Origin of the sequence: Polaromonas sp. OV174, assembly GCF_900112285.1 — a bacterium.
Taxonomy (GTDB): Bacteria; Pseudomonadota; Gammaproteobacteria; order Burkholderiales; family Burkholderiaceae_C; genus Polaromonas.
This window is the reverse complement of sequence record NZ_FOKZ01000002.1, coordinates 17,932-30,418: the sequence shown is the minus strand read 5'-3', so window position 1 is coordinate 30,418 and position 12,487 is coordinate 17,932. Positions and strand designations below refer to the sequence as shown.

Below are 12,487 nucleotides of genomic sequence, written 5' to 3'. Positions count from 1 at the left end.
CAGATGATTGACAAACTCAGTTGGATCGCGGTTTTCCCCGAGATCGTCCTATTGGTGATGGCCTGCGTCATTGCGCTCACGGATTTGAGCGTGAAAACGCCGCGCCGTACCAGCACTTATGTGCTGTCCCTGCTGACCCTGGCCGCAGTAGCTGCTCTGGAAGCCTGCTATGCGCTGGGCGACAAGACCTTTTATGGCTTTGGCAACATGGTTGTCGTCGACCCCATGGGCAGCTGGCTCAAATGTTTTTCCAGCATCGCCCTGATGGTCACGCTGGTGTATGGCCGGCCTTATGCGGCCGATCGGGACATGTTGCGCGGCGGTGAGTTCTTCACCCTGAGCCTGTTTGCCTTGCTGGGCATGTTCGTGATGATTTCAGGTCACAACTTCCTGGTGCTCTACATGGGCCTGGAATTGCTGACGCTGTCCAGTTACGCACTGGTGGCCTTGCGCCGTGACAACGCTACCGCAACGGAAGCGGCCATGAAGTACTTTGTGCTGGGTGCGCTGGCCTCCGGCTTCTTGCTTTATGGCTTGTCCATGCTCTACGGCGCGACCGGCTCCCTGGATATCAATGAAGTGTTCAACGCCATTGCCAGCCGTCAGGTCAAGCATCAGGTGCTGGTGTTTGGTCTGGTGTTCATCGTCGCCGGCCTGGCCTTCAAACTGGGTGCCGTGCCTTTTCACATGTGGTTGCCCGACGTCTACCAGGGCGCGCCTACGGCCGTTACGCTGCTGATTGGCGGTGCACCACAACTGGCCGCCTTTGCGATTTGCATTCGCTTGCTGGTTGAAGGCATGCTGCCGCTGGCGATTGACTGGCAGCAGATGCTGGCGCTGATGGCCATTGGCTCTCTGCTGGTCGGTAATCTGGCGGCGGTGGCCCAGTCCAACCTCAAGCGCATGCTGGCGTTCTCAACGATTTCGCAAATGGGCTTCCTGCTGCTTGGCCTGCTGGCCGGTGTCGTCAACGGCAATCAGCTCAATACCGAATCGGCCTACGGCGCGGCGATGTTCTACGCCCTGACCTATGTGCTGACCACACTGGCTGCCTTTGGCATCATTTTGCTGCTGGCTCGTGCAGGGCATGAGTCCGAAGAGATCACCGACCTGGCCGGCCTCAATCAGCGCAGCCCGCTGTATGCCGGCGTCATGGCCATGGCCATGTTCTCGCTGGCCGGCTTGCCGCCCTTGGTGGGTTTCTATGCCAAGTTGTCGGTGCTGCAGGCCTTGATTTCTTCGCAGCAAACCAGTTACATCGTTCTTGCCGTTTTTGCGGTCTTGATGTCGCTGATTGGCGCCTTCTACTACCTGCGCGTGATCAAGGTGATGTATTTCGATGCGCCACATAGCCATAATGCCCAGCCGATCTCGGCACCGGCAGACGTCAAGGTCGTGCTGAGCGTCAATGGCGCGCTGCTGCTGATTCTTGGCATTGCGCCTGGCGGCCTGATGACCCTGTGTGCGCAAGCCATCAGCAGCATCGTCAAGTCTCTGGGAAGCTAAGCGTCCTATGACTCAGACTGGTTTCGTGTGGCTGGTGGTGTTGCTGGCCTTGCTGGCCGCCAATCTGCCCTTTATCAGCAACCGCCTTTTCGTCGTCGTGGCACTCAACAAGCCCAAGAATTTGGCGCTGCGGCTGGTCGAGCTGGTCGTCTGGTATTTTGTGGTCGGCGGGATTGGGCTTTACCTTGAGCGCAGCCTCGGGCAAATCGCCCCTCAGGGTTGGGAGTTTTATGCCATCACCGGCACGCTGTTCCTGACCTTTGCCTTTCCTGGTTTCACCTACCGTTATCTGTTCAAGCCCCGGGCATGAAGCCAGTGTGCGCTTCTGACGGGGAAGAGAGCCTGGCCGACGGCCATTTGCTTGAAACCCGTGTCAGCTCCGAAGCGCTGCTGAAGGGACATTTCCTTCATGTTTGGCGCGATACCGTGGGCTTGCCCGATGGCAGCCAGGCCACGCGCGAATATGTGATTCACCCGGGCGCGGTCATGATCGTGGCCCAGCTCGACGATGGTCGGCTGGTGCTGGAACGCCAATACCGCTATCCGGTGCAAGCCGTCATGATCGAGTTTCCGGCCGGCAAGCTGGATGCTGGCGAGGCTTCGCTGGCCTGCGCGCAACGCGAACTGCTGGAAGAAACCGGCTATAGCGCACGCGAATGGGCCAAGGCCGGCGTGCTGCATCCGGTGATTTCCTACTCCACCGAATTTATAGATATCTGGTTTGCGCGCGGCCTGACGCTGGGCGAGCGCAAGCTGGATGCCGGCGAGTTCCTGGACGTGTTCGCCGCCAGTCCGGCTGAACTGCTGGCCTGGTGTGGCAGCGGCCGGGTGACTGACTCCAAGACTTTGACTGGCGCGCTGTGGCTGCAAAACGTGATGTCGGGCGCCTGGCAGCTTGACTGGCAGGTCGCCGCGCCGTAATTGGCGCGACAATCATGCTGTCATGAAAGTTCTGAATCTTCAGTGTTCCCACCAGCATTCGTTTGAAGGCTGGTTTGCGTCCGAGGATGATTTTCAGTCGCAGCTGGCGCGCGGCCTGATTGAATGCCCCTTGTGCGCCGACAAAGGCATTCACAAATTGCCCAGCGCGCCTCGGCTCAATCTGGGCAATCACCAAAATCCCGGCAGCACAGGCAAGCATGAGCAGAAAGACCTGGATAGGCGTTCAGCCGCGCCAGCGCCTGCTGCACCCGTGACCGATACCGTGATGGCTGCTTCGGGCGGCTCCAGTCCTGCGGCGCAGGCCGCCTTTCTTGCTGCCTTGCGCCAGGTCGTGGCCAATACCGAAGACGTTGGCGAGCGCTTTGCCGAGGAGGCACGCCGCATGCATTACGGTGAGCTTGAGGCCCGCGGTATTCGCGGCCAAACCACAGCCAGGGAGGCCGTGGAACTGCTGGAAGAAGGCATAGAGGTCATGCCCTTGCCAATGCTGCCGGCCCTCAAGGAAACCCTGCAATAACAAAACAGGCTGCCCGTGGCAGCCTGTTTTTTCACACCATCAGCCCAAGCTGGGCTGTTGGCTCATCAAGGGTAAAGGCCGCGCAGTTCGCGGGTATGCAAGATGCGCTTGCAAGCCACGATAAAGGTGGCGGTGCGCAGGGTGACCTTGTGATCTTGCGCGACTTGCCAGACGCCGGCAAAAGCCTCTTTCATGATGCGCACCAGGCGCGCATTGATTTCGGCCTCGTCCCAGAAAAAGCTGGAAAAGTCCTGCACCCATTCAAAATAGCTGACCGTAACGCCACCGGCGTTGGCGATCACGTCCGGCAGCACCAGCACATTGCGCTCTTGCAAAATGTCGTCGGCTTCTGGCGTGGTCGGGCCGTTGGCGCCTTCGATGATCATGCGCGCCTTGATGCGCCCGGCGTTGTCTTTGGTGATTTGCTGCTCCAGCGCCGCGGGAATCAGGATGTCGCAGTCGACTTCCCAGAACTTGTCATCGGCGATCACTTCTGCCTCGGCAAAACCCTTCACGCTGCCGTTTTCGGCCACATGCCTGAGCAGGGCCGGAACGTCCAGCCCGGCTTCGCGGTAAATGCTGCCTCCATGGTCTTGCACGGCGACCACGCGGGCGCCGGTTTCGGCAAACAGCTTGCCGGCGATGCCGCCGACATTGCCAAAGCCCTGCACCGCGACTCGTGCGGTGCTGACGTCCATGCCAATGTGTTTGGCGGCTTCAACGCCCACGGTGAAGACGCCGCGGCCTGTGGCTTCGCGCCGACCCAGCGAACCACCCAGATCGACCGGCTTGCCGGTCACCACGCCGGTGGAGGTGGAGCCGGTGTTCATGGAATAGGTGTCCATCATCCAGGCCATGATCTGCTCATTGGTGTTGACGTCGGGCGCCGGAATGTCCTTGTTGGGGCCGATGATGATGCCAATCTCGCTGGTGTAGCGGCGCGTCATGCGCTCGAGCTCGCCGCGCGACAGCTTTTTCGGGTCCACGCGAATGCCGCCCTTGGCGCCGCCGTAGGGTACGTTGACCGCGGCATTCTTGATCGACATCCAGGCCGACAGCGCCATCACTTCCGACAGCGTCACGTCCTGGTGAAAACGCACGCCGCCCTTGCCGGGGCCGCGTGAGACGTTGTGCTGCACGCGGTAGCCCTCAAAGTGGGCGATGGTGCCGTCGTCCATGTGAATCGGCACGTCCACAACCAAGATTCGTTTGGGGCGCTTCAGGGTTTCGGCCCAGCGCGCCAGACTGCCCAGGTGCGGGATGACCCGATCGACTTGCTGCAGATAGTTGCCCCAGGGCCCGAGTTGGTCGGCCTGAAGATAGGAGGGCAGTGGATGGGAGCCTGGGGCGGCAGCGGGGCCGGAAGCTTGCGACATGAATAAAACTCCTTGTGGACAATCAAGGTATGCAGCTTAGGCTTCTGCCCGCAAACTGTCCAAGGCTAGCTTGATTTGTTTTTATGCATTTAACGCATAACCATGGATTTTCGCTGTAAGCGGAGGCCTTCAGATCTCGAACTGCAGCGCCGCCAGCCGGGCATAAATGCCACCGCGATTGACCAGCTCGGTGTGCGTTCCCTGTTCCACCAGCCGGCCGTGGTCCAGCACCAGAATGCGGTCGGCCTTTTGTACGGTGGCCAGGCGGTGGGCAATCACCAGCGTGGTGCGGCCCTTCATGGCCGACTCCAGCGCCGCCTGCACCATGCGTTCGCTCTCGGCATCGAGCGCGCTGGTGGCCTCATCCAGCAGCAGCAGCGGTGGGTTTTTCAGCATGGCGCGGGCAATCGCAATGCGCTGGCGCTGGCCACCCGAAAGCCGCACGCCGCGCTCGCCCAGAAAAGTGGCATAGCCTTCAGGCAGGGCGCTGATGAATTCATGGGCAAAGGCTGCTTGCGCGGCGGCCCTGACCTCCTCGTCGCTGGCTTCGGGCTTGCCGTAGCGTATGTTTTCCAGCGCGCTGGTGGAGAAAATCACCGCATCCTGCGGCACGATGCCTATGCGCTGGCGCAGGTCTTGCAGCGCCATGTCGCGGGTCACCACGCCGTCCAGCGCTATCTGCCCCGAGCCCGGATCGTAATAGCGCAGCAAGAGCTGGAACACGGTGCTCTTGCCGGCGCCGCTGGGCCCGACGATGGCGACGGTTTCTCCGGGCCGCACGTTCAAGCTGAAGTCGATCAGGGCCGGCTGCGTTGGGCGCGACGGGTAATGAAACGTCACTGCTTCAAATTCAATAGCGCTTCCCGCCCGTGTTATCTGGGCTGGAACCGGATTTGATGGTGAAACCACGGGAGAGCGGCTGGCCAGCAGCTCCATCAACCGCTCGGTGGCGCCCGCGGCGCGCAGCAAGTCGCCATAGACCTCACCCAGCACCGCCGAGGCGCTGGCCAGAATGATCACGTAAACCACGGTCTGCCCCAGGTGACCGGCCGTGATCTCGCCGCGCATCACCGCCTGCGTGCCCTGGTACAAGCCCCACAGCAGCGCCGCCGAGGTGGCAATGATGATGAAGGCCACCAGCACCGAGCGCGCCTTGGTGCGGCGCACGGCGGTGTTGAAAGCATTGGTCGTCGAGGCGTCAAAGCGCGCGGCCTCCCGGGCTTCGGCGGTGTAGCTTTGCACCACGGGAATGGCGTTGAGCACCTCGGCGGCAATCGCGCTGGAGTCGGCGATGCGATCCTGGCTGGCGCGCGAGAGTTTGCGCACGCGCCGGCCAAACCATACCGAGGGCGCCACGATCAACACCAGCCCGCCCAGCACCTGCACCATCAAATAGGGATTGGTGACCACCAGCATGCCAAGCGCGCCCACGCCCATCACAGCGTTGCGCAGGCCCATGCTCAGCGACGAGCCGACCACGGTTTGCACCAGCGTAGTGTCGCCGGTCAGGCGGCTCAAGACCTCGCCGGTTTGCGTGGTCTCGAAAAACTCCGGGCTTTGCCGCAGCACATGTGAATACACCGCGTTGCGCAGATCGGCCGTCACCCGCTCGCCGAGCCAGCTCACCAGGTAAAAGCGGCCGGCCGAAAACAGGCCAAGCGCCGCCGCCACGCCGAACAGCTCGAAAAAATGATGGCGCAACGCCAGCAGTTTTTCGCCCTTGTCGGCAGCGCCCAGGCCGCCGTCAATCAAGCCGCGCAGCGCCAGCGGAAACACCAGCGTGGCGACGGCCGCCATCACCAGGAACAGCATTGCCAGCGCAATCCGGCCCCGGTAGGGCCGCAGAAAGGGCAGCAAGCCTGAGAGTGAGCGGGGAGAGCCCTTGGGGCTTGAGGAAATTGAAGTGCTTGCCATCCGGGGAGTTTAGTCAAAAACCAGGCTGAGAGTTTGCCTGTGCAAAAACAGCCTTGACAATGATTGTCTAGGCAGTTAATATCGACGCCCATGAAATCCAAGCTCACCCCACCAGAATCCACGGAGGTTTCCGCCTGCGGATTGCCCGAGTTTTATTGCGCAGACGCTTACGACGCGGGTCAGAGCACCGGCTACCTGATGCGCCAGATCCTGAGCAGCGTGGCGCAACAGGTGGCGAGAGAGCTTGAGCCCAGCGGCCTGACCAATGCCCAATGGGTGCCCATGCTCAAGCTCTACCTGGGTCGTGCTTCCACCGTCGCCGAGCTGGCGCGTGAATGCCAGCTCGATGCCGGCTCCATGACCCGGCTGCTGGACCGGCTGGAGGCCAAGGGCTTGTGCCGCCGGATTCGTTCCTCAGAGGACAGGCGTGTCGTCAATCTTGAACTGACGCCCGAGGGGCGCGACGCCGCCAAAGAAATTCCCGCCATCCTCAGCCGCGTGCAGAACGCTCACCTGGCCGGTTTTTCGGTCGAAGAATGGCAAACCCTCAAAAGCTATTTGCGCCGCATGCTGGAAACCGCGCAAACCCTTCAAGCCTCGGCAGAAAAAAAATGACCCATCAAACCAACACCCCTCAAACGCTAGTCGCCATGGCAGCAGCCGGGCGCGCGCCAGAGTCGCTGCCGCTGTGGCGTGCTTCGTTCCGCATGACTCTTGTTAGCGTGGCCAGCTTGCTGGCGGTGGGCTTGATCGTCAGCGGCTGCGCCGACATGTCGGGCATCGCGCCGCAGGCCAGCCTGCGCGATGCGCCCTCGCTGGGCCTGAAGACCGAGGCGGCTGCGCAGCCGCAAGCGTCTGTTGCCGCCGACTGGTGGCAGGGCTTTGGCGACGCGCAACTCAACGGCCTGATAGACCAGGCGCTGCAAAGCAGCCCCAGCCTGAAGCTGGCGCAGGCCCGGTTGGCGCGGGCGCAAGCCGTGACCGAAGTGGCCAACGCGGCGACGCTGCCGCAGCTTAACGGCCAGCTCGACCTGACGCGCCAGCGCTACACCGCCAACGGTGCGGTGCCGCCGCCGCTGGCCGGCTCCATTCAGGAAAGCGGAACGGCGCAGCTCAACGCCAGCTGGGAGCTTGATTTTTTTGGAAAAAACCGCGCCGCGCTGGACGCCGCCCTGGGCAGTGTGCATGCCGCCGAGGCCGATGCCCAAGCCGCCCGCGTGCTGCTGGCCAGCCAGGTGGCGCGCAGCTATTTCCAGCTGCTGCGCCTGAATGAGCAGACGCTGGTGGCGCGCCGTACCCTGGCGCAGCGCGAGGAAACCCTCAAGCTGGTGCAAGACCGCGTGCGCGCCGGCCTGGATACCCGGCTGGAATTGCGCCAAAGCGAGGGCGGCCTGCCCGAGGCGCGACTGCAGCTGGAAAGCCTGCAGGAGCAGATGACGCTGACGCGCAACGCGCTGGCCGCCTTGATGGGTCAGCCCAATGGCGATGTCGCCAAGAATCTGCCGGCGCTGAGTGCCATCAACAGCGTCGCTTCCGTCAGCAGCCTACCGGCCGATTTGCTGGGCCGCCGCGCCGATATTGCCGCCGCGCGCTGGCGCGTCGAGGCATCCGCCAAAGACGTGGTGAACGCCAAAATGCAGTTCTATCCCAACATCAACCTGGTCGCCTTTGCCGGTTTTTCCAGCATAGGCCTGGGCCAGCTGCTGAACACGGGCAGCCAGCAGTGGGGCGTGGGTCCGGCCTTGCGCCTGCCGATTTTCGATGCCGGCCGGCTGCGCGCCAATCTGCGCGGCAAAACCGCCGATCTGGATGCCGCCGTGGAAAGCTATAACGCCGCCGTGATTGACGCCGTGCGCGACGTGGCCGACCAGGTCGCATCCTCGCAAGCCATCGTTCGCCAGCAAACCCAGCAAGTGGCGGCCCAGGAAGCCGCCGAGGGCGCTTATGAGATTGCCGTGCAGCGCTACCAGGCCGGCCTGGGCAACTACCTCAATGTGCTGACGGCTGAAACCAGCGTGCTGGCCCAGCGCCGTCTGGCGGTGGACCTGGCCAGTCGCGCCCTGGACACCCAGGTGGCGCTGATTCGCGCGCTGGGCGGCGGCTACACGGCGCAGGCCGGGACCGCCACCTTGCCTCTGGCTGCTCCTGAAAAAGTAGCTGCCAGCGCAGGAAGTACAAGGGCTACAGGCCTTTTTCCCTTGAATTCTGCGGCGCCAAGCCACTAAAGGCAGCTTAAGACCGCCCCCTGCATTCACTCCCCGACCACAACAAACACATCAACGTCGAACCGCCATCATGAACACTCCCCAAACCACTGACTCCCGCGCACCCGGCAACCCCAAACGCAAGAAGGCGCTGACCGCGCTGGCGGCGGTCGTCGTCGTGGCCGGCCTGGGCTGGGCCGCCTATGAATACCTGGTGGCCAGCCATTACGAGTCCACCGACAACGCCTATGTGCAGGGCAATGTGATCCAGATCACGCCGCAGATCGGCGGCACCGTCACCGCCATCATGGCCGACGACACCGATTTCGTGAAAGCCGGCCAGCCGCTGGTGCAGCTCGACCCGGCCGACGCCAAGGTGGCGCTGGACCAGGCCGAGGCGGCGCTGGCCCAGGCGGTGCGCCAGGTGCGCACCCTGTATGCCAACAACGGCACGCTGGCCGCGCAAATCACGCTGCGCGACGCCGACGTGGTCAAGGCCCAGAGCGACATTGCCCGTGCCAGCGACGACCTGAACCGCCGCCAGTCGCTCACCGGCAACGGCGCCGTGTCCAAGGAGGAACTCAACCACGCGCAGACGCAACTGGCCAATGCAAAAAGCGCACTGGCCGCTGCCCAGGCCGGCGTGGTGGCGGCGCGCGAGCAGCTCAGCAGCAACCAGGCCCTGACTGACGGCACCAGCATAGAGCAGCACCCCAGCGTGCTGGTGGCAGCGGCCAAGGTGCGTGAAGCCTATCTGGCCACGCAGCGCACCGCCCTGGTGGCACCGGTCGATGGCTATGTGGCCAAGCGCACGGTGCAACTGGGCCAGCGCGTGGCCGCCGGCGCGCCCATGATGGCCATCATCCCGCTCAACCAGGTCTGGGTCGATGCCAACTTCAAGGAAGTCCAGCTGCGCAACATCCGCATTGGCCAGCCGGCCAAGCTGCTGGCCGACCTGTATGGCAAAAAGGTCGAGTACCCCGGCACGGTGGTCGGGCTGGGCGTGGGCACAGGCGCGGCGTTTTCGCTGCTGCCGGCGCAAAACGCCACCGGCAACTGGATCAAGGTGGTGCAGCGCGTGCCGGTTCGCATCGCGCTGGATGCCAAGGCGCTGGCCGCGCACCCGCTGCGGGTGGGCTTGTCGATGGACGCTGAAGTCGACATCAGCAACAAGGACGGTATCGCCCTGGCCGAGGCCCCGCGCAGCGCCGCGCAGGCCGACAGCCAGGCCTATGCCGCCACCAACGATGGCGGCGATGCGGATGTGCGCCGCGTGATCGCGGCCAATGCAGGCAAGGCCTTCAAACCCCTGCTGGCCAGCGCCGCTGCTGCTGCGCCAACGGCGGCGAAAGCCGCGCCATAGGTTTAGCGGCAAGCCCAGGCACAGGTGTAGATCCGCGCTGCGACATCGATCTTCCTGTTGCCCTGGTTTTTGACGCGCTTTCCGTTCTTTTCGCTTCTTTCTTTCAGGTATCCCATGGCTTCTGCTACTGCCTCTGAACCCGCTGCGGCCTACGCGCCGCCGCCGCCTTTGACGGGTTCGGCGCGCCTTTGGGGCACGCTGGCGCTGTCGGCCGCGACCTTCATGAACGTGCTCGACTCGTCGATTGCCAACGTCTCGCTGCCCGCCATTGCCGGTGACCTGGGCGTCAGCCCCAACCAGGGCGTCTGGGTCATCACCAGCTTTGGCGTGGCCAACGCAATTGCCGTGCCGCTGACGGGCTGGCTGTCGCAGCGCTTTGGCCAGGTTCGCCTGTTCACCACCAGCGTCATTCTGTTTGTGATCACTTCCTGGTTGTGTGGCCTGGCGCCCAACATGACCACGCTGATTTTTTTCCGCGTGCTGCAAGGCCTGGTGGCCGGGCCCATGATTCCCCTGTCGCAGGCGCTGCTGTTGTCGAGTTACCCGAAAGCGATGGCGGGAACGGCGATGGCCTTCTGGTCCATGACCACGCTGGTGGCGCCCGTCATGGGGCCGCTGCTGGGCGGCTGGATCACCGACAACATTTCCTGGCCCTGGATTTTCTACATCAACATTCCCATTGGTTTCGGCGCGGCCTTCATCACCTGGAGCATTTTTCACAAGCGCGAAAGCGTCACCCGCCAGCTGCCGATCGACTCGGTCGGACTGGCGCTGTTGGTGATCTGGGTGGGCGCGCTGCAGATCATGCTGGACAAGGGCCAGGAGCTGGACTGGTTTCATTCCGGCGAGGTGGTGGCGCTGGCCATCGTCGCACTGGTCGGACTGGTGGCTTTCGTCATCTGGGAGCTGACCGAAGAACACCCGGTGGTGGATCTGACGCTGTTCAAACGGCGCAATTTCTGGGCCGGGGCGGTGGCCACCGCTGTCGGTTACGGTTTGTTTTTTGGCAACGTGGTGTTGCTGCCGCTGTGGCTGCAGCAATACATGGGCTACACCGCCACCCAGGCCGGAATGGTCATGGCGCCGGTGGGCGTCATGGCCATATTGCTGGCGCCGCTGGTGGGCAAGAACATTACCAAGGTGGACCCGCGCCGCTTTGCGGCATTTTCTTTCGTGGTGTTTGCGCTGGTGCTCTGGATGCGCTCCAACTTCAACACCCAGGCTGATTTCGGCACCATCCTGATTCCGACCATCATCCAGGGCGTGGCCACGGCCTGCTTTTTCATCCCGCTGGTCACCATCACGCTGTCCGGGCTATCGCATGACAAGATCCCGGCGGCCTCGGGTCTGTCCAATTTCTTGCGCATCACGGCGGGCTCGTTTGGCACCTCGATTGCCACCACCATCTGGCAAGATCGCGCCGCCATGCATCACGCGCAAATCAGTGAGTACGTCAACCAGGGCAGCACGGCTACCAGCAGCGCTTTGTCAGGCCTGGCCAGTGCCGGCCTGACGCCCGATCAGGCGCTGGGCAGCATCAACCGCCTGGTCGATCAGCAGGCCTACATGCTGGCGGCCAACGATGTGTTCTACGTCTCGGCATTGATTTTTCTGCTGCTGATTCCGCTGGTCTATCTGACGCGGCCTGCGCGCGCAGACGCCAGCAGCGCGGATGCGGCGGCGGGGGCGCATTGAGCCAGGGGCCGTGTTTGCCAGCGATCGCTGGTGACCGCCACTTAAACTCCGGGCCTGCCTGATACCGGCGTTTAGGTGCCCCGCTTTTCCGCAGACGGGTCAAGCCTTTCGGGCCTGTAGCCCAGCGCCTTCGAAATTTCTCCGGCTCGCAGCTGAAGCTCTTGCAGATAGCGGGCAATCCTGTCCTTGGTCATGCGGGTGACCGGCGTCGTGATGCTCAGTGAGGCGATCACGCCGCCGCTGTTGTCGCGTATGGGAACGGCGATCGCGGCTGTGTCGGCAACGCGCTCGCCGATGGAAATGGCGTAATCCTGCTCCCTGACCTTGGCGAGCGCTTGCAGCAGCTCGCTATCTGACACCGGTGTGCTCTCCGTGAAGCGCGTGCGATCGGAGGCCAGTATGGCGTCAAGCACCTCTTGTGGCGCATAGGCCAGCAGCAGCTTGCTGGGCGCGCCTGCCTGCAGCGAGCGCCGATCGCCGATCTGGCCTGGGACGCGCAGCGATTGCGTCGACTCCCAGCGCGCTACACAGACGGTTTCCAGTCCGTCGCGGATACGAACCACCACGCCCTCGTTGAAGGTGGCGCCCAAGGCCTCTAGCGCCTCCTTGGCGTGCCTGGCCAGATCGATTTGATCTTGCGCCGCCGCACCCAGGCGCAAGGCCTGAAAGCTTAAGTAATAGGACGCGTAATCGCCGTGGCGTTTGACGAGGTCGCGTTGCTCCAGCGTGGTCAGCAGGCGAAACGCGCGTGCCTTGGTAATGCCAGCGCGCCTGGCGATTTCCGTGACGCCCAGACCGGGATCGGCGGCCACAAGAAGCAGCAAATTGATGGCTTCATCTACGGCGGCAACGGTGTAGTCCAAAGTGAATCCTTAGCAATGAGGGCGCAATTGTCGCTGTTGTTTCGTCGTGTTCACTCATGCCACAGATGCTTCGGTGGAAACCCTAGGATGGCATTTGTTTTATTGAT

At 62.9% G+C, this 12,487-nt stretch carries 11 protein-coding genes; 8 read left to right on the top strand and 3 right to left on the bottom strand.

Annotated elements, in window-relative coordinates; genetic code table 11:
* Positions 1-3 precede the first annotated feature (3 nt).
* From nuoN to BM160_RS01870, 4 genes are read left to right on the top strand one after another with little or no spacing between them, the layout of a single operon-like run.
* Positions 4-1,506 carry an NADH-quinone oxidoreductase subunit NuoN gene (gene nuoN, locus BM160_RS01885; RefSeq protein WP_091999554.1) on the top strand — a complete coding sequence of 501 codons (1,503 nt, stop codon included), beginning with the start codon at positions 4-6 and terminating at the stop codon, positions 1,504-1,506.
* A gap of 7 nt (positions 1,507-1,513) precedes the next feature.
* A complete protein-coding gene (locus tag BM160_RS01880; RefSeq protein ID WP_091999550.1) occupies positions 1,514-1,816 on the top strand; it encodes a DUF2818 family protein in 303 nt (100 codons plus the stop codon).
* Complete coding sequence (locus tag BM160_RS01875; RefSeq protein WP_091999547.1) at positions 1,813-2,427, top strand: NUDIX domain-containing protein; 615 nt, start codon at positions 1,813-1,815, stop codon at positions 2,425-2,427. The genes BM160_RS01880 and BM160_RS01875 overlap by 4 nt, the downstream gene beginning before the upstream one ends.
* Positions 2,428-2,449: 22 nt before the next feature.
* Positions 2,450-2,965, top strand: a complete 516-nt coding sequence (locus tag BM160_RS01870; RefSeq protein ID WP_092000403.1) for a DUF1178 family protein — start codon at positions 2,450-2,452, stop codon at positions 2,963-2,965.
* A gap of 65 nt (positions 2,966-3,030) precedes the next feature.
* Here BM160_RS01870 and BM160_RS01865 read toward each other — a convergent pair whose 3' ends face one another.
* On the bottom strand, positions 3,031-4,341 hold the full coding sequence (locus BM160_RS01865) for a Glu/Leu/Phe/Val family dehydrogenase (protein WP_091999544.1): 1,311 nt from the start codon (positions 4,339-4,341) through the stop codon (positions 3,031-3,033).
* A 129-nt stretch (positions 4,342-4,470) separates the two neighbouring features.
* Positions 4,471-6,255 (bottom strand): ABC transporter transmembrane domain-containing protein, encoded by a 1,785-nt coding sequence (locus tag BM160_RS01860; RefSeq protein ID WP_091999541.1) that lies wholly within the window; start codon positions 6,253-6,255, stop codon positions 4,471-4,473.
* A gap of 90 nt (positions 6,256-6,345) precedes the next feature.
* Here BM160_RS01860 and BM160_RS01855 point away from each other — a divergent pair, with 90 nt between their 5' ends.
* The 4 genes from BM160_RS01855 to BM160_RS01840 all read left to right on the top strand — a co-directional run bounded on the left by BM160_RS01855 (position 6,346) and on the right by BM160_RS01840 (position 11,517).
* Positions 6,346-6,870: a MarR family winged helix-turn-helix transcriptional regulator gene (locus tag BM160_RS01855; RefSeq protein ID WP_091999538.1), complete on the top strand. Its 525-nt coding sequence runs from the start codon at positions 6,346-6,348 to the stop codon at positions 6,868-6,870.
* Between the two features lie 92 nt (positions 6,871-6,962).
* A complete protein-coding gene (locus BM160_RS01850) occupies positions 6,963-8,480 on the top strand; it encodes an efflux transporter outer membrane subunit (protein WP_092000400.1) in 1,518 nt (505 codons plus the stop codon).
* A gap of 70 nt (positions 8,481-8,550) precedes the next feature.
* Entirely contained in the window at positions 8,551-9,822 is a 1,272-nt protein-coding gene (locus BM160_RS01845; protein ID WP_091999533.1) for an HlyD/EmrA/EmrK family protein, read from the top strand.
* 114 nt (positions 9,823-9,936) lie between these two features.
* Positions 9,937-11,517: a DHA2 family efflux MFS transporter permease subunit gene (locus BM160_RS01840; RefSeq protein ID WP_091999530.1), complete on the top strand. Its 1,581-nt coding sequence runs from the start codon at positions 9,937-9,939 to the stop codon at positions 11,515-11,517.
* 71 nt (positions 11,518-11,588) lie between these two features.
* On the opposite strand, the gene BM160_RS01835 is transcribed toward BM160_RS01840, so the two are convergent.
* Positions 11,589-12,380: an IclR family transcriptional regulator gene (locus BM160_RS01835; protein WP_091999527.1), complete on the bottom strand. Its 792-nt coding sequence runs from the start codon at positions 12,378-12,380 to the stop codon at positions 11,589-11,591.
* Positions 12,381-12,487 lie beyond the last annotated feature (107 nt).